Source organism: Leminorella grimontii (assembly GCF_039789245.1).
Lineage (GTDB): Bacteria > Pseudomonadota > Gammaproteobacteria > Enterobacterales > Enterobacteriaceae > Leminorella > Leminorella grimontii.
Map to the genome: position 1 here is coordinate 1093852 of NZ_CP146357.1, position 16834 is coordinate 1110685.

Here is a 16834-nt window from a genome sequence, read left to right on the forward strand (position 1 = left end):
GATGAAAACATGAGAAAACTCATTGGCGTACTGATTATCGCTGTGCTGCTATCAGGCTGCGATAACAAAGATAAACCGCACGAAGGATATTATCTGACGGATGATATCCAGATTGAATTTGATAACAGCGATGTTAAACCGCAGGATAATCGCGTTGTTCGCCCTGAACAACAACGCCAAATTGCCCAAGAAATAAAGAAGCAGAATAGCAAAAATTATTTCAACTTTACGCCTTCGACCGTAACGTACTACACCCCGTTTAGCAGCAGTGTGAAAAATATCCAGAACGGACGCGTTCAGCTTGATGATATTGACTATACGATTGCTCAGGGAGAAGGGCGCACTTTACGTCTGCTTTCGGATAAGGGGATAGACTGTAGTTATCATGCTTGCCAAATTACGATAACGCTGAAAAAGGTTCGCGAAGACTCGTCCGAACTGATAAAACGCCAAGAGCAGCAAAAGAAGAGCGAGAGCGCTTACCGGGCGCAAATGAGCCGAAATATCGACTATTTTAAACATCCCTCACTGGACGACTTCATCGGCGTCCCGCTTTCTCTCGGCAAGCCCTTCGCCATCAAAATTCCGATCGATATGTATAACCAGTTCGTCGACCGCACGCCGGCGGACTGCACCCGTAACTGTAACCTGAATGCGTTCCCGCTAGCCTCGCAGGACGACGGCGAAACGTCTATTTTCACCTACTACAGTAAGCAGGAAAAACATGGCGGCACGCTGTATATCTTCAACGGGAAACCGGGGGATGTGACGCTGGAGGAGCGGCTAAAAAAGCAAACGCCGATTCTTTTACAAACTGAAAACGGCGCGGTTTATTACAATACGCAAGGGGAACTGGAAGCCTTCTATTTTCAATATGATGAAGCCAGCAAGCGTTATTTTGTCGGCGTAGCGAATGCCGCGACGGCTGAGCAAATAGCCAGGGAGTTCACCGTGTTGCGCACGATGGACCCGCGCTATCGCGGGAAGAAAACCGTCTCAATGGCGGATTTACAGCTCTCTCAGCAGGCGTTGGAGGAGAAATATCAGGCAAAGGTCAGCGACTACTTTGATACGGCAAAAGTGCAGAAAGCGATTTGGGATGCAGTTGAACTAATGGTGCATAAGCCTGAACGGTTTTTTAACCCAAACGGCATGATTGCGGCACCCGTTTGGTTTCCATCGGAAAATAGTAATCAAGATATCTATGTACAACTCTACGCCCAGTCGATCGATTCGCTGATGAAGGATGAGGAGCAGATAGGGATAAACTCAAAATATACGCCTAAAGGAAAGCGGATGGGCAATTTTCTTGTCTATACCGATCGGCGTCTTGTTAGCTATTACTACCTCATTAAAGTAGACGATCGACTCACGCTTGTATTGGGTGTAGGTAGTGGTGATAAACGGGAAAAGCTGCTCTTAGCTCAGGTTTTCAAACAGCTCGATCTATCCACAATCCCGACGACGACCATACCCGCCGAGGAGAGAAAAAACCTGTTTAAATATGAATCACTGCACGATCGCTATGCCCGTAGCGACGACCGCTATTTCACCGTTGGCGAAGGACTTATTGATAACCACGGCAATCTGATCATTGCCCAACCGGAAAATGGTCGTTATCGCTTCTTTAGCGAACAGCCGCCTTTTATTTTCGCGCCACTGGAGGACAAAGAGCGAGAAGCAATGGGGTGGTCATTATTTAACGAACAGGGAAAATTGTTACTTCATTCCAAAGAACTACACGATGAGATTATTGATCAACATCTGGCAATGGCTGGCGATAAAGAGAAATACGGCATTTTCGACCTGGATGCACAAAAATGGCTGTTGCCGCCAACCTATAAGCGGATAGACTGGCAAAAAAGCGCGTTTGTCGTCGCTGATGCAGAAGAAAAACAATATCTTCTTGATAAAGAGGGTAATGTACTGACCTCGGCAGCAAAAATGATTTACATCACTGACGATAAAAATCATTTTGCCGTGATTGGCAATAACGGCGAACTCAGTTTGGTGAATGAACGGGGTCAGACGTTGTTCCAGCATCGGGGAAAGTCGCTGAAATATATTGCTCAAATTGACGCTTGGCTCATCGTCGTTCCCGACGAAACCGGAGAAGACGAGCTAATGGGGGTTATCAGCGAACAGGGTGAGATGATTATTCCTGCAAAATACTACGGTTATCGGGTGATAGGTGACAATCTGCAAATGCTGCAACCAGGAGGTAAACGCCCTATCTTCTACAATCTTGCTCAAGTGAAGGATTGGAAGAATCACCAGCCGCTACAGGAAGTTTCTGTGCGTTAGGGCTGAACTGCCGGACGTATATTGGCACTGTCAGCTTGGGGTCGAACAGTGCTGATATACGTCTGGTGGGCTAGGCGCTTATGGCCCGACCCAATCCGCAAACAAGTTAGATCTTCTTTCTGCGAGCCATCCCCAGAATCCCCCTCTTGCCGCCGCCCGCCGATCGCGCTATCTTTTACCCGCGCTTGCAAAATCAAGCGCCGGGCTTGACCTCCTGAATTTTCATACTGGCGACACAGAGCGCGTCCGCGCTTTTTTTTGTGTGTCGTGCGGCTTGCTGCATCTCAATGGTGGGCCGGGCGAGGGCGTCGCAAGACGCGCCGGTGTCCAGTATGGCCGGTAAGGTCAACCTCGTCCGGTTCCACCACCCATGGGATTGACCTCTCAGGTGGTGGCTTAAACACTACATACTGGAGGATGCCCTCATGGCTACCACCCCAAATAAAACTCCCCCATCACCCGAAGCTCCCGCTAAAGCCCAGCGCCGCTACACCGTCGGCTATCTCCCCGGTCGGGGTGACGCCAGCACGCCTTCTCTACATTTGAGCGGAAAGTGGCTTAAGGAGGTCGGGTTTAACGTTGGCGCCGGCTTTACGGCAAAGATTGCCGGTGACTGCATTGTTCTCATCCCCGACACTAACGAAGTGCAGGAACTGCGCAAGCAGCTTAGGCAGATAGAAAAGGCGTTTAAGGGGATGAAAGAGAGCATGGCCGCGCTCTGAGACTAGATTTTTGCAGGCGGCAGGCTTTGCACCTATGCCGCCCGTTTCCTCTTCCTATCGCGTAATCCGCGCCACTCGCCCCATATGCCTTTTCGCTCTTATTCAGTGCCAAACGGTCTATGAAAACGGTATATACCCGCGAAATCAGGCCATACACTGTGACTTATGAAGCGTTGGTTCCAATGCTCAGAATATTGACAAGGCTCTTGAATAAAACTTACGGAGTCAAACGGCGGGAGAGGCCTCCGTTGGGGTCGACTTGGCGTAAGCCAACGAAGCGCCCCTAGGAGGGCTAGGCCCGCCGCGCTCCCAAGCTTAATCCAAGCGCCCTTCCGGCCGAGTTCGATGGTGATATAGGTAGGCTGTATTTTCGGCCGGAATATCCTCAGAAGCTCATTAGGACGGTTTGTCATCAGTCTGAAGTTTTGGTTCCCAACGCCATTTCTTAATCACGGTGAGAACGCATATGAAAAAAACGATTCTGAAAGGCTGGGCCCTGGCCGCGCTGCTGGCGACGGGAACGGCGTCTGCGACCGAGCTGTTAAACAGCTCTTATGACATTGCCCGCGAGCTGTTCGTTGATATCAATCCTCTGTTTGAGAAGGCGTGGAAGGAACAAACCGGCGAAACGCTGACCATCAAGCAGTCTCACGCGGGTTCCTCCAAGCAGGCGCTGGCGATTTTACAGGGGCTGAAGGCCGACGTGGTGACCTACAACCAGGTGACGGACGTCCAGATCCTGCACGACAAGGGGAACCTGATCCCGGCAGACTGGCAGGCGCGCTTGCCCAACAACAGCTCGCCTTACTACTCCACCATGGCGCTCCTGGTGCGCAAAGGCAACCCGAAGAACATCCATGACTGGAACGACCTGGTGCGCGACGACGTGAAGCTGGTGTTTCCCAACCCGAAAACTTCCGGCAACGGCCGCTACACCTACTTAGCCGCCTGGGGCGCGACCGCGCAGGCCAACAAGGGCGACGAGCAGAAAACCCGCGACTGGATGACCAAATTCTTAAGCAACGTGGCGGTGTTTGACGTCGGCGGTCGGGGTGCTACCACCTCGTTCGTCGAGCGCGGCCTGGGTGACGTGCTGATTAGCTTTGAGTCCGAAGTTAATAACATCCGCAAACAGTACGGCGAAGCCGACTATGACGTGGTCGTACCGCCGGTGGACATTCTGGCGGAGTTCCCCGTCGCCTGGATTGACAAAAACGTCGAGCGTAACGGTACCGAAAAGCAGGCGAAGGCCTACCTGAACTTCCTGTACGGCCCGCAGGCGCAGGCGGTATTTACCCGCTACTACTATCGCGTTTACGACCCGGCGGCAATGAAGGCGGCCAAGGCGCAGTTCCCTGACGTGAAGCTGTTCAAAGTCGAAGAGCAGTTCGGCAGTTGGAATAAGGTCATGAGCGAGCACTTCGCCACCGATGGCGTACTGGATCAACTGCTGAGCGCGGGGCATAAACGCTGATGATATTGTCGACCTCCGTTAAGCGCGTGCTGCCGGGCTTCTCGCTAAGCCTGGGCAGCAGCCTGCTGTTTACCTGCATCATCCTGCTGCTGCCGATGACGGCGCTGGCGATGCAGCTTGCCGGCATGAGCTGGCAGGAATACTGGCAGGTGGTGACGCATCCGCAGGTGGTGGCGGCCTATAAGGTCACGCTGTTGGCGGCGGCGGTCGCCAGCGTGTTTAACGGGGCGTTCGGCATGCTGATGGCGTGGGTGCTGACCCGCTACCGCTTCCCCGGCCGCAGCCTGCTGGATGGTCTGATGGACCTGCCGTTCGCTCTGCCGACGGCGGTGGCAGGCTTAACGCTCGCCAGCCTGTTCTCCACTACCGGATGGTACGGCCAGTGGCTGGCGCCGCTGGGCATCAAGGTCTCCTTTACCTGGTTGGGCATCGCGGTGGCGATGGCCTTTACCAGCATCCCCTTCGTAGTGCGAACCGTTCAGCCAGTGCTGGAAGAATTAGGGCCGGAATACGAAGAGGCTGCGCAGACACTGGGCGCAAGCCCCTGGCAGAGCTTTAGACGCGTGATCCTGCCCGAAGTCGGGCCTGCGCTGATGACCGGCGTCGTGCTGTCATTTACCCGCAGCCTCGGCGAGTTTGGCGCGGTGATTTTCATTGCGGGCAACATCGCCTGGCAGACGGAAGTGACCTCGCTGATGATTTTTATCCGCCTGCAGGAGTTTAACTATGCGGCGGCCAGCGCTATCGCCTCAGTGATATTGGCTGCGTCTTTGGTGCTGCTGTTTGTCGCCAACGTATTGCAAAGCCGCTACGGCAAGCGAGTAGGAGGGCACTGATGGCCGATGTGATTTTACAGCAGGCGGCAGTTCGCAGTCGCTTTAACTGGGGCAAGTGGGTGCTGATTACGCTGGCCGTTGCGCTTTCACTGCTGCTTTTGGCAATCCCGCTGGCGGCGATTTTCGTCACCGCGTTTTCCGCCGGCCTGGCGGCGCTCTGGAACAACCTGCTGAATGCCGACATGCTGCACGCCGTTTGGCTGACGGTGCTTATCGCGCTGATTACCGTGCCGGTCAACTTGGTTTTCGGCACCCTGATGGCATGGCTGGTGACCCGCTTTGAGTTTCGCGGCCGCCAGCTTTTGCTGACCCTGATTGATATTCCGTTCGCCGTATCGCCGGTGGTGGCAGGCCTGCTTTATCTGCTGTTTTACGGCGCTAACGGCGTAGTCGGCGGCTGGTTGGAAGATCACGGCGTTCAGCTGATGTTTTCATGGCAGGGGATGGCGCTGGTGACGATATTCGTTACCTGTCCGTTCGTGGTTCGCGAGCTGGTGCCGGTAATGATGAGCCAGGGCAGCCAGGAGGACGAGGCGGCGGTTCTGCTTGGCGCCTCCGGCTGGCAGATGTTCTGGCGCGTGACGCTGCCGAACATTCGCTGGGCGCTGCTGTACGGCGTGGTGTTGACCAACGCCCGCGCTATCGGTGAGTTTGGCGCGGTGTCGGTGGTTTCGGGCGCTATTCGCGGCGAGACCTATACGCTGCCGCTGCAGGTTGAACTGCTGCATCAGGATTACAACACCGCCGCGGCGTTTACCGCTGCGGCCTTGCTGACGCTGATGGCGATAGCCACGCTGTTCTTAAAAAGCGCGTTGCAGTGGCGGATTGCTCGCCAGGCGCGGCGCGACGCTTTGGAGGTGGAAAATGAGCATTGAAGTCAGAGGCATTAACAAGACGTTCGACGGAACGCAGGTTTTGCACGATATCTCTTTGGATATCTCCTCGGGCGATATGGTGGCGCTGCTGGGGCCATCGGGGTCAGGAAAAACCACGCTGCTGCGCATTATCGCCGGGCTGGAGTTCCAGAGTTCGGGCGGGCTGCGCATCAACGACAGAGAGGTTAGTCGCCTGCACGCGCGAGACCGCAAGGTCGGCTTCGTTTTTCAACACTATGCGCTGTTTCGCCACATGACGGTGTTCGACAATATCGCCTTTGGCCTCTCCGTGCTGCCCCGCCGCGAGCGTCCGTCGCCGCAGGCCATCAGGCAAAAGGTGGAAGGGCTGTTGGAAAAGGTACAGCTGTCCCATCTGGCGGGTAGGTATCCGTCCCAGCTTTCCGGCGGTCAGCGTCAGCGAGTGGCTCTGGCGCGCGCGCTGGCGGTCGACCCGCAGATCCTCCTGCTGGACGAACCCTTCGGCGCGCTGGACGCGCAGGTGCGCAAAGAGCTACGCACCTGGCTACGTCGCCTGCATGAAGATCTGAAGTTCACCAGCGTGTTTGTCACTCACGATCAGGAAGAGGCGATGGAAATCGCCGATCGCATCGTGGTCATGAGTCAGGGAAAAATTGAACAGGAAGGCACGCCGGAAGAGGTGATGAACGAGCCGCAGAGCCGCTTCGTGCTGGAATTTTTAGGCGAAGTAAACCGAATCGCGGGCGCGGTGAAGGGCAACCACCTGCGGGTAGGACAGTACGTCTGGCCGGAAACGGTGTCTCCTTTGCATCAGGGGGACGTCGAAATTTACCTTCGCCCGTGGGACATCGAGCTTAGCGCACAGCCTACGGCGGAGTGCGTTTTGCCAGTGACCGTTGTAGATTCGCAGCCAAAAGGGCACTACCGTCAGTTAACGGTTCAACCTTTAGGCTGGCAGGAAGCGCCGCTTAGCGTTACCTTTAATGAGGTCGGCGGACTACCGCCGCAAAAGGGCGCCCGCTATTTTATCGGCGCGCGGCGTTTTTATCTTTATGCGGGCGACAGGCCTTTGAACGCGTCGTTTCCGTTAGCCAAAACGGCGTAAATAGTCGCTTTAAGGGAGTAACCGTTTTCGTGTCTACGTTGGAAAACTATATAGGCAATACGCCGCTGGTGCGCCTTCAGCGCCTGACGGAAGGGCTTAACGCCGAGGTTTGGGTGAAGCTTGAAGGAAACAACCCTGCCGGCTCGGTAAAAGATCGTGCCGCGCTCTCGATGATCGAACGCGCCGAGCTGCGGGGAGAGATTCGCCCCGGCGATCTGCTGATTGAGGCGACCAGCGGTAATACCGGTATTGCGCTGGCGATGATTGCCGCGCTCAAAGGCTATCGGCTGCGCCTTATCATGCCGGACAACATGAGTCGCGAGCGGCAGGCCTCTATGCGGGCCTATGGCGCTGAGCTAGTGCTGGTCAGCCGCGAGCAGGGGATGGAAGGCGCGCGCGACCTGGCGACGCGCATGGCGCAAGAAGGCGAAGGTAAAATCCTCGACCAGTTCAACAACGATGACAATCCCTATGCGCATTTCTCCACCACCGGCCCGGAAATCTGGCGTCAGACGCAGGGGCGGGTGAGCCACTTTGTCTCCAGCATGGGAACAACGGGCACCATCACCGGCGTCAGCCGCTATCTGAAGTCGCAAAATGAAGGCGTGCGCGTGATTGGGCTACAGCCCGCTGAGGGCAGCAGCATTCCCGGCATTCGCCGCTGGTCCCCGGGCTATCTGCCGGGAATTTTTCGCGCCGAGCTGGTGGATGAGGTCTTGGATATTTCGCAAGCCGAGGCGGAGACCACCATGAAGCGCCTGGCGACTCGTGAAGGCATTTTTTGCGGCGTTAGCTCCGGCGGCGCGGTGGCTGGCGCACTGAAGATTGCGGCAGAGAACCCCGGCGCGCTTATCGTCACGGTGATTTGCGATCGCGGCGATCGCTATCTGTCGACCGGCGTGTTTGACAGCGTTTAGCAGGTAGAATCACAATCTCAACCCCTTCGAGACTTGTTAACCGGTCTTTTTGCTATTAGGATAAGACCGATTAACAGGTTTTTTGGGGGATATATGCCAAATTTAGTATTAAGTGATATCAGCGCCAGTGTCAGTGAGTTAAAAAAGAACCCTATGGCGACGGTGAATGCAGGAGCAGGATATCCAGTGGCAATTTTAAATCGTAACCAGCCCGCGTTTTACTGCGTGCCCGCGGAGCTGTATGAAAGAATTTTAGACGCGTTAGACGACGGGGAACTGGCGAGATTGGTCAAAGAGCGCCAGAACCAGCCGCTGATTGAGGTGGATCTGGACTCATACCTATGAGTTTTACCGTCAAGTTCAGGCGCGATGCGTTAAAAGAGTGGAAGAAGCTGGATAAAGCCGTTCAGCAGCAGTTTGCTAAGAAGCTAAAGAAATGCTGCGAGGAGCCTCATATTCCTGCGGCGAAGCTAAACGGAATGCCGGACTGCTATAAAATCAAGCTTCGCGCTTCCGGCTTTCGCCTTGTCTATCAGGTAATTAATGACGAGCTGATTATTGTCGTCGTTGCGGTGGGTAAGCGAGATCGTAGCGGCGTTTATAGTTTGGCCAGCGAGCGAATGAGGTAGATAGCGAAATCACCAGAACCCCAATTGCTCGGGGTTTTACGTCTTTGGTGGATAGAAATGAATTTATTCCCTTTCCAGCGCGTTGATAGGATCCATTCTCGCCGCCCGGCGGGCGGGGAAGAAGCCGAACACGACGCCTATCATCGTGGAGCAGACGAAGGCCGCAACGATCGAGGTGACGGAGTAAATCATCGAGAAGCTGCTCACCAGCTGGTGGAATATTACGCCGATGCCGAGCGCCAGCCCGACCCCAAGCGCGCCGCCTAAAAGGCAGACCAGCACGGCTTCAATCAGGAACTGCTGCATAATGTCGCTACCGCGCGCGCCGACCGCCATGCGTACGCCGATTTCTCTCGTTCGCTCAGTAACCGACACCAGCATAATGTTCATCACGCCGATGCCGCCGACGATAAGCGAAATCACCGCAATCATCGAGACCAGCAGCGTCATGGTAGCAGTGGTTTTTTCAATCGTCTGACGGATGCTGTCAGTATTGAAAATGAAAAAGTCCTGCGTGCCGTGGCGCTGGGTAAGCAGCTTAGTGACGCCCTGCTCGGCGACGTCCATATCGACGTTGTCTTTAATTCTCACTGTGATGCTACGGAGGTAGGACTGGCCCAGCATGCGCTTCATTACGGTGGTGTGGGGCAGCCATACGTTGAGGCTTTCGCTGCTGCCGAACCCGCTTTGCTGCTCTTCGGCGACGCCGATAATGCGGGCGGGGAGGCTGCCCAACAGAATGACCTGCCCAATCGGATTGCTGTTTTTGCCAAACAGCTTTTCGCGGGTATTGGCGTCAATAACCGCTTCCTGGGCCAAAGCATCAACGCCGGCCTGACTAAAGGATTTCCCCAGTTCCATTTTATAGCCGCGCACGTCGAAAAACTGCGGCCCGACGCCGTTTACGGTGCCGGTGACCGCCTGGTTGTTCACCCTAAAGGTAGTTGATGACGAAACGCTGGGCGTGACGCTGTGTACGTAGCTTTGCTGGCTCAGGGCGTCGGCGTCGGTGTCTCTTAGCGTATGAATAGTGGAGGCTTTTCTATCGCCGAAGTCTTTACCGGGGAAGACCTCCAGCGTGCTGGTGCCCATGGCGCTGATGTCCGATAGTATTTTCTGCCGAGAGCCCTCTCCCAGCGCCACCACCGAAACGACGGAGGCGATGCCGATGATAATGCCGAGCATGGTGAGAAAGGTGCGCAGGCGCTGGGAAAACATCGCCAGCAGCGCCATCTTGAAGGCTTCGACGAAGCGGTCGCGCAGCGCGCCTAAGCCGTTGTTGGTTTTTATCCGGTGCTTGGCTTCTTTGTTTGACTTATTTGTGGAGCTTGTGGAGCCTTCGGCTTCCGCTTTGTGGCTACGGTCGCTAATGACGACGCCGTCGCGAAGTTCTATGATCCGCTCCGCGTGCTCGGCGATTTGCATATCGTGAGTCACGATAATCACCGTATGGCCCTGTGCATGAAGGTCTTTCAGGATTTTCAGCACTTCCTGACCGCTGTGGGTGTCCAGCGCGCCGGTGGGCTCGTCGGCCAATATAATCTGGCCGCCGTTCATTAGCGCTCGAGCGATGCTGACCCGCTGCTGCTGCCCGCCGGAAAGCTGGCTGGGGCGGTAATTTATCCGCTCCTGCAACCCTAGTCGGGTAAGCAGCTCGGCGGCGCGGGCCTTGCGCTTTTGGCGCTCGGTGCCAGCGTAAATGGCTGGGATTTCTACGTTACCCGCAGCGGTCAAGGCGCTGAGCAGGTGATAGCGTTGGAAAATAAAGCCGAAATGCTCTCTGCGAAGCTCTGCCAATTCGTCAGGGAGCAGCCTATTGGTTTCTCGCCCATCAATGCGGTAAACGCCTGCGCTGGGCTTGTCCAGACAGCCCAGAATATTCATCAAGGTGGATTTACCCGAGCCGGAGGCGCCAACGATAGCTACCATTTCCCCGTGGCCTATCGTCAGGTTAATGCCGTGTAGAACGGTAACCGTCTGTTCGCCGGTAGGAAACGTCCGGGTAATATTTTCAAGCTGGAGCAGCGGCTGAGTCATCGAATTACATCCTCATTCGCATACGAGCCGGAGAGGCTCCGGGGGCGCCGCCTTCGCTGACGATAACGTTGTCTCCTTCTTCCAGGCCGGAGAGGATTTGGACGTTAACGTTGTTGTTGATGCCGATTTTCACCTTTTTATCGACCACGTTTCCTGATGTATCCACCACGCGCACGGTGGCGTTGCCGTCCTTATCTATATTGTCTACCGCCGTAGCGGGAACGAGCAGGGCGTCTTTCGCCTGTGCGAGCACGATGTAAACCTGTGCCGTCATGGATATGCGCAGCTTGCCGTCGGGGTTTTCAACGTCAAACAGGCCGTTGTAGTAGATGGCCGTGGTGGTCGACGTGGAGGAGCTTGAGGTGGTGGTCGTGTCGCTGTTGATGGAGTCCGGCGCGGGCTCAATCGCGCGAAGCTTGGCGGTGTAGTGCTTGCCCGGCTCGCCCAGAATGGTGAAGTAGACCGGCATGCCGATGTTGACCTTTGGCACGTCGGCTTCAGAAATCTGGGCTTCGATGGTCATGGTGTCAAGCTGCGCGACCTTCAGGATGGTCGGTGCGCTTTGTACGGCGTTAACGGTTTGCCCTTCCTCTACCGGAATAGCCACCACCACGCCGTCAATCGGCGAGGTGATTTTGGTATAGCCCAGATTGAGCTTGGCGGTGTCTACTGCAATATTCGCCTGAACGATTTGGGCGTCGAGAGATTCAATTTCCGCTTTGGTGGCGTCCAACTGGGCCTTTGCGCTGTCGTAATCCGCCTGCGCACCGACGCCGCGGGCCAGTATTTTACGCTGGCGGTCGAAGGCCAGCTGATTGTTTTTCAACGTTGCCAGCTTGGCCTGACGCTGGGCCTGAACGCTTTTTAGCCCGGCTTCTGCATTTTGGAGGTCGTTTTTCTGCGGCAGGTCGTCAATTTCTGCAAGCGCCTGTCCTTTTGTTACCTTATCGCCCAGCTCGACGTGCAGCGCTTTAATCTGCCCGGAAACCTGCGCGCCGACGTTAACCTGCTTGAGCGCTTTGATTGAGCCATCGGCCAGCACGGTTTGTTCTATATCGGCTTTGACCACCGGTGAGGTAATATAACCCGGCTTAACGTCCTCGGAGAAAAGGAAGTGTTTGATTAATCCGGCGATAATGACGATGCCCAGGATAATCAGAACAATGCGAAATTTTTTATTGGATAATTGCATAAAAAGGACTGCCTTAACGCCGTCAGTAAAATGCCACAATCGTCATAGGAACGGACGAAATAGTATAGGCTTCAATGTACAACGAGTTTATCCGCATTAGGGTAATGGCGGCATAAATAAAATGTAAGGTTTAAGTAAAAGTAGCTGCATCTTGGGCGGTAACGGGCAAAATGATAAGAGCTACGCTAACTAATTAAGAAAAATCAGGAGAGCGGCATGCAGATTCTGTTGGTTGATGATGACGTTGAGCTGGGCAGTATGCTCAAAGAGTATCTGACGGCGGAAGGCTTCTCGGCGACGGTGGCCCTGACCGGTCAGGACGGCGTCGACGGCGCGTTATCGGGGCGCTACGGCGCGATGATTTTAGACATCATGCTGCCCGACATGAGCGGTATTGACGTATTGAACAAGGTGCGCAAGCAGAGCCGCATCCCGATCATCATGCTGACGGCCAAAGGCGATAATATCGACCGGGTCATTGGGTTGGAGATGGGGGCGGACGACTACGTGCCCAAGCCCTGCTACCCGCGCGAGCTGGTGGCGCGCCTGCGCGCCGTTCTTCGCCGCTTTGAGGAGCATATTGAGCCGCCGAGCGGCGCCGTCGCTACGTTTAGAGAACTGTCGCTTGATTCATCACAGCGCATCAGCGCATGGAAGGGGACGCCTTTTGAGCTGACCGCTTCCGAGTTCAATCTGCTGCTGCTTTTGGTGCGAGAAAAAGACCGCGTTGTGTCGAAGGACGAACTCTCCGAAGTGGGATTAGGACGCCCGCGTGAGGCTTACGATCGCAGCGTTGACGTTCATATCAGTAATATCCGTCAAAAGCTTGGGCAGGTGGCTGGCGATGCGCTCTCTATTGAGACCGTTCGCAGCATCGGCTATCGCATTCGGTAACGACATATGCGCAAAAGCCTGTTTTGGAAGATCCTGATCGGTTTCTGGATAACGTTTATCGTGATTACGCAGGCCGTTTGGCTGGTATTTTATTACTACGCCAGCCAAAAAGAGCCGTTTGAAAATCGTATCGCTAACCGCATCGTGTCGCTGCAGTTTACCTCGGCGGTATCGGTCTTGGAAACGGAAGGGATTGACGGACTTAACCGCATGACCGGCGGCTGGCCTGCGGTTGATCAGCGCCACATTGCCGTCATTCCGCTCAAGATGCCGCTGACGGACCGGCCTGGCGCCGTTTCGCTTATTCCACTGACGGACGACGTCCGGCTGGAGCACATTCGGGGCGGAGATGGAGAATACTACTTACTGAAGTATGACGTTGAGGCGCTGCGTAAAGAGTATCGCCCTGACCGAACCGGGCGCGTGCTGATTTTCAACATGCCGCCGTCGCTGCTGGTGTTAGGGGCAATCGGTGGCTTCCTGTTCAGCGCCGTACTGGCCTGGAACCTTACCCGGCCAATGAGGCAGATGCGTTCAGGGTTTGATAGGGTTGCTCAGGGCGATCTCGACGTTCGGCTTTATCCGGTCATGAAAAACCGGCGCGATGAGCTGGGTGATATGGCGCGCGACTTTGACTCGATGGTCGAACGGCTTAAGCTTCTGGTCGGCGCCCGAGAGGCGCTGCTGCACGACGTTTCTCACGAGCTGCGAACGCCGCTTGCCAGGCTACAGCTGGCGATAGGGCTGGCGCGACAGAATCCGCAAAACGTTGAGAACGAACTTAAACGCATTGAGCTTGAGTCCGAGCGTCTGGATAAGATGATAGGCGAGCTTCTGACGCTTTCGCGCACCGACGCCACCGGCATTTCAGATGAAGAATATTTTGACCTCTATGGGCTATTAGAAGCCGTCGTTAGCGATGTAACCTATGAAGCGCAGGTGCCTGGCGTTGAGATTGCGCTTGACGCAAGCGAACAGGCGCGAGAAATGTCGACGGTTAAGGGTAACTCCGAGCTGATGCGCAGAGCGGTGGAAAATATTATCCGCAACGCGCTGCGCTTTTCTAAACAGGGCCAAAGAATTGAGGTCGGGCTGTTCTATACGGAAGGGGAGCTGCTGATCCAGGTGAATGACCAAGGCCCGGGCGTCGATGAAGATAAGCTATCGAGCATTTTTGACCCGTTCGTTCGCGTGAAGTCTGCTTCTTCAGGGAAAGGATACGGCCTTGGCTTGGCCATTGCCCGTAAGGTGGTCAATGCGCACGGCGGGACCATTGAGGCTAAAAATCGTCAGCCTCACGGCCTGTCTATTGGCATTCGGCTGCCTGCATGGCAGGGCTGATTTTCCCCTACATAAAACAAAAGCGGCGCTCTTGGCGCCGCTTTTGTCGTGATTCTGTGCTTACTTCTTAACGCGGATAACCGGCGTTTCTCCCACAACAACGGTCCCGCTGAGCTTGGTCAGCTCTTTGATTTCATCCATATTGGAAATAACGACCGGCGTCAGGGTAGATTTGGCCTTCTCTTCCAGCACGGCCAAATTGAACTCGATAATCGGATCGCCTTTCTTAACGTGCTGGCCTTCTTCTGCGATGCGCTTGAATCCTTCCCCTTTCAGCTCGACGGTGTCGATGCCGAAGTGAACGAACAGCTCAATGCCGCTGTCGGATTCGATAGAGAACGCGTGGTTAGTTTCAAAAATTTTACCGATGGTGCCGTCTACCGGAGCGACCATTTTGTCTCCGGTGGGCTTGATAGCGATACCGTCTCCGACGATTTTCTCCGCAAAGACAACGTCAGGCACGTCTTCAATGTTGACGATGTCACCGGATAGCGGAGCAACAATTTCAATGCTGCCGGCGTCTTTCTTATCATCAGAAACAAGCTGTTTCAGTTTATCGAACAGACCCATGATTTTCTCCTCAGCAATAATATTTTTAACGGCCTTGCACCCAGCCCATTCCGCTATTTTACATGTTATTTTGGGCCTGAGTAGTATTCATATCGCCTGTGGGGATATTTCCCGCGATCTTGTCATACTTCTCGGGCCCAAATTAGCCGCTTGGCAGCAGCGTTGTGGGTGGCCTTAGTTATAATAATAACTTAGCAGAGCGTTTTTTCTTCGATAAATTTATTCACCACTTCTAAAACGTCCTGAGCGGTTGGCTGGGCTAACGCATTTTCAGCCAGCGTCTTGACGTCGGAATAGTTGGCGTTGCGAATAATTTTCTTGATTCGCGGGATCGAGATAGCGCTCATACTAAACTCATCCAGACCCATTCCAAGCAGCAGAAGCGTTGCTCGTTCGTCACCGGCCAGCTCCCCACACATGCCCGTCCACTTGCCCTCTTTATGAGACGCGTCGATCACCTGCTTGATCAGCGTCAAAACGGACGGAGAGAGTGGGTTATAGAGGTGAGAAATCAGCTCGTTGCCGCGATCGACGGCCAGAGTATACTGGGTAAGGTCGTTTGTACCAATGCTGAAGAAATCGACTTCTTTCGCCAGATGGTGGGCAATCGTTGCTGCAGCGGGCGTTTCAACCATGACGCCGACTTCAATCGTTTCATCGAAGGCGATTTTTTCATCCCGCAGCTGCTGCTTAAGCATTTCCAGCTCGGCTTTCAGCAGGCGAACTTCTTCAACGGAGATGATCATGGGGAACATAATGCGCAGCTTGCCGAACGCAGAAGCGCGGAGCACCGCGCGAAGCTGGGCGTGCAGAATCTCTTTGCGGTCAAAACAGATGCGAATTGCGCGCCAGCCTAGGAACGGGTTCTCTTCCTTCGGCAGATTCATGTACGGCAGGTCTTTGTCGCCGCCGATGTCCATGGTGCGAAGAATCACGGCCTGTTCGCCCATCGCTTCAACGACGGCCTTATAGGCTTGGAACTGCTCTTCTTCGGTCGGGAATGCGTCCCTGTCCATAAACAGGAACTCGGTGCGGTAGAGGCCGACGCCTTCTGCGCCGTTGCGCTCAGCGCCCGGCACGTCGCGTACGGTGCCGATGTTAGCGCACACTTCTACCTGATGGCCGTCCAGCGTGATGGCGGGCAGGTCTTTTAGCTTAGCCAGCTCGTTTTTATCGCTCAGATACTCGGCCTGCGCCTTTTTCAACTGCTCAACGGTTTCAATCGGCGGATTGACGTAGACGTGGTTGTTGACGCAGTCGAGGATCAGGTAGTCCCCGTTTTTTACCTGTTTTGTCACGTCATTGGTGCCGACGATGGCCGGAATTTCCAATGAGCGCGCCATAATGGAGGTATGCGAGGTGCGGCCGCCCAAATCGGTGATAAAGCCGAGCACTTTATCCAGATTAAGCTGGGCGGTTTCCGACGGCGTCAGGTCAGTCGCGACCAGAATGACTTCTTCCTGGATCGCGCCGAGGTCGACGATGGTCATACCGAGAATGTTTTTCAGTAAGCGCTTACCAATATCACGAATATCGGCGGCGCGTTCCTTCAGATATTCATCCTCAAGGCTTTCCAGCTCGATAGCCTGTGCTTCGAATACGGCATAGGCCGCCGCGTCGGCGCTTTCTTGCTTGGTTTTAATACGGCTTTCGATTTCCTGCTCGAGGTCTTCGTCCTCCAACAGCATGATGTGGCCTTCAAAAATAGCGGCCTTTTCTTCGCCAAACGTTTCGCTGGCCTTTGCCATAATGGCGTTAAGCTGCTCGCTGGCCTTGTCGCGGCCTGCTTTAAAGCGGGAAATTTCCTTCTCGATATCATCGGCGGAAATTTTCTTGTTATTAACAACGATAGGATCGTCTTTTAATATCAGCGCTTTGCCAAAGGCGATGCCGGGAGATACTAGGATGCCTGAAATCATAAGCCTACCTTCAAATTAAAACGGGATTAAAACGCGTGGG

General features: G+C 54.7%; 15 protein-coding genes. 11 read left to right on the plus strand and 4 right to left on the minus strand.

All coding sequences use genetic code 11. From position 1 onward, the window contains the following. Positions 1 to 9 precede the first annotated feature (9 nt). From V8L73_RS05230 to V8L73_RS05270, 9 genes are all read left to right on the plus strand, one after another. On the plus strand, positions 10 to 2304 hold the full coding sequence (locus V8L73_RS05230; protein WP_027273976.1) for a hypothetical protein: 2295 nt from the start codon (positions 10 to 12) through the stop codon (positions 2302 to 2304). Between the two features lie 425 nt (positions 2305 to 2729). Continuing rightward, positions 2730 to 3026, plus strand: a complete 297-nt coding sequence (locus V8L73_RS05235; RefSeq protein WP_347254285.1) for a SymE family type I addiction module toxin — start codon at positions 2730 to 2732, stop codon at positions 3024 to 3026. Positions 3027 to 3492: 466 nt separating this feature from the next. Continuing rightward, positions 3493 to 4500, plus strand: a complete 1008-nt coding sequence (gene cysP, locus V8L73_RS05240; RefSeq protein WP_347254286.1) for a thiosulfate ABC transporter substrate-binding protein CysP — start codon at positions 3493 to 3495, stop codon at positions 4498 to 4500. A 2-nt stretch (positions 4501 to 4502) separates the two neighbouring features. Continuing rightward, on the plus strand, positions 4503 to 5336 hold the full coding sequence (gene cysT / locus V8L73_RS05245; RefSeq protein WP_347254791.1) for a sulfate/thiosulfate ABC transporter permease CysT: 834 nt from the start codon (positions 4503 to 4505) through the stop codon (positions 5334 to 5336). Beyond that, positions 5336 to 6211, plus strand: coding sequence for a sulfate/thiosulfate ABC transporter permease CysW (cysW, locus tag V8L73_RS05250; RefSeq protein ID WP_347254287.1), 876 nt, complete (start codon positions 5336 to 5338; stop codon positions 6209 to 6211). The genes cysT and cysW overlap by 1 nt, the downstream gene beginning before the upstream one ends. Beyond that, positions 6201 to 7295, plus strand: a complete 1095-nt coding sequence (cysA, locus tag V8L73_RS05255; protein ID WP_347254288.1) for a sulfate/thiosulfate ABC transporter ATP-binding protein CysA — start codon at positions 6201 to 6203, stop codon at positions 7293 to 7295. The genes cysW and cysA overlap by 11 nt, the downstream gene beginning before the upstream one ends. 29 nt (positions 7296 to 7324) lie before the next feature. Continuing rightward, entirely contained in the window at positions 7325 to 8212 is an 888-nt protein-coding gene (gene cysM / locus V8L73_RS05260; RefSeq protein ID WP_261831197.1) for a cysteine synthase CysM, read from the plus strand. Positions 8213 to 8305: 93 nt separating this feature from the next. Beyond that, the gene (locus tag V8L73_RS05265) at positions 8306 to 8557 is read left to right on the plus strand and encodes a type II toxin-antitoxin system Phd/YefM family antitoxin (RefSeq protein ID WP_027273969.1); all 252 of its coding nucleotides are present in this window, start codon (positions 8306 to 8308) and stop codon (positions 8555 to 8557) included. Then, positions 8554 to 8841 (plus strand): type II toxin-antitoxin system RelE family toxin, encoded by a 288-nt coding sequence (locus V8L73_RS05270; protein WP_261831196.1) that lies wholly within the window; start codon positions 8554 to 8556, stop codon positions 8839 to 8841. The genes V8L73_RS05265 and V8L73_RS05270 overlap by 4 nt, the downstream gene beginning before the upstream one ends. A 63-nt stretch (positions 8842 to 8904) precedes the next feature. Here V8L73_RS05270 and V8L73_RS05275 read toward each other — a convergent pair whose 3' ends face one another. Together V8L73_RS05275 and V8L73_RS05280 are read right to left on the minus strand one after the other, a co-directional pair. Beyond that, positions 8905 to 10878, minus strand: a complete 1974-nt coding sequence (locus V8L73_RS05275; RefSeq protein ID WP_347254289.1) for a MacB family efflux pump subunit — start codon at positions 10876 to 10878, stop codon at positions 8905 to 8907. Between the two features lie 4 nt (positions 10879 to 10882). Further along, positions 10883 to 12070, minus strand: a complete 1188-nt coding sequence (locus tag V8L73_RS05280) for an efflux RND transporter periplasmic adaptor subunit (protein ID WP_036023570.1) — start codon at positions 12068 to 12070, stop codon at positions 10883 to 10885. A gap of 216 nt (positions 12071 to 12286) precedes the next feature. Between V8L73_RS05280 and V8L73_RS05285 the strand changes: the two genes are divergently transcribed. Together V8L73_RS05285 and V8L73_RS05290 are read left to right on the plus strand one after the other, a co-directional pair. Further along, a complete protein-coding gene (locus V8L73_RS05285; protein WP_347254290.1) occupies positions 12287 to 12964 on the plus strand; it encodes a response regulator transcription factor in 678 nt (225 codons plus the stop codon). Positions 12965 to 12970: 6 nt separating this feature from the next. Continuing rightward, positions 12971 to 14305 carry an ATP-binding protein gene (locus V8L73_RS05290; RefSeq protein WP_347254291.1) on the plus strand — a complete coding sequence of 445 codons (1335 nt, stop codon included), beginning with the start codon at positions 12971 to 12973 and terminating at the stop codon, positions 14303 to 14305. 60 nt (positions 14306 to 14365) lie between these two features. Here V8L73_RS05290 and crr read toward each other — a convergent pair whose 3' ends face one another. Beyond that, a complete protein-coding gene (crr, locus tag V8L73_RS05295; RefSeq protein WP_027273963.1) occupies positions 14366 to 14875 on the minus strand; it encodes a PTS glucose transporter subunit IIA in 510 nt (169 codons plus the stop codon). A 191-nt stretch (positions 14876 to 15066) separates the two neighbouring features. Further along, positions 15067 to 16794 (minus strand): phosphoenolpyruvate-protein phosphotransferase PtsI, encoded by a 1728-nt coding sequence (gene ptsI, locus V8L73_RS05300; protein ID WP_347254292.1) that lies wholly within the window; start codon positions 16792 to 16794, stop codon positions 15067 to 15069. Positions 16795 to 16834 lie beyond the last annotated feature (40 nt).

Bases quoted from the DNA above. Each gene is read 5' to 3' on its own strand.
- V8L73_RS05275 (WP_347254289.1), bottom strand. From the start codon at position 10,878: ATGACTCAGCCGCTGCTCCAGCTTGAAAATATTACCCGGACGTTTCCT.
- V8L73_RS05285 (WP_347254290.1), top strand. From the start codon at position 12,287: ATGCAGATTCTGTTGGTTGATGATGACGTTGAGCTGGGCAGTATGCTC.
- V8L73_RS05235 (WP_347254285.1), top strand. From the start codon at position 2,730: ATGGCTACCACCCCAAATAAAACTCCCCCATCACCCGAAGCTCCCGCT.
- V8L73_RS05265 (WP_027273969.1), top strand. From the start codon at position 8,306: ATGCCAAATTTAGTATTAAGTGATATCAGCGCCAGTGTCAGTGAGTTA.
- V8L73_RS05280 (WP_036023570.1), bottom strand. From the start codon at position 12,070: ATGCAATTATCCAATAAAAAATTTCGCATTGTTCTGATTATCCTGGGC.
- cysW (WP_347254287.1), top strand. From the start codon at position 5,336: ATGGCCGATGTGATTTTACAGCAGGCGGCAGTTCGCAGTCGCTTTAAC.
- V8L73_RS05290 (WP_347254291.1), top strand. From the start codon at position 12,971: ATGCGCAAAAGCCTGTTTTGGAAGATCCTGATCGGTTTCTGGATAACG.
- cysA (WP_347254288.1), top strand. From the start codon at position 6,201: ATGAGCATTGAAGTCAGAGGCATTAACAAGACGTTCGACGGAACGCAG.
- crr (WP_027273963.1), bottom strand. From the start codon at position 14,875: ATGGGTCTGTTCGATAAACTGAAACAGCTTGTTTCTGATGATAAGAAA.
- cysP (WP_347254286.1), top strand. From the start codon at position 3,493: ATGAAAAAAACGATTCTGAAAGGCTGGGCCCTGGCCGCGCTGCTGGCG.
- V8L73_RS05270 (WP_261831196.1), top strand. From the start codon at position 8,554: ATGAGTTTTACCGTCAAGTTCAGGCGCGATGCGTTAAAAGAGTGGAAG.
- ptsI (WP_347254292.1), bottom strand. From the start codon at position 16,794: ATGATTTCAGGCATCCTAGTATCTCCCGGCATCGCCTTTGGCAAAGCG.
- V8L73_RS05230 (WP_027273976.1), top strand. From the start codon at position 10: ATGAGAAAACTCATTGGCGTACTGATTATCGCTGTGCTGCTATCAGGC.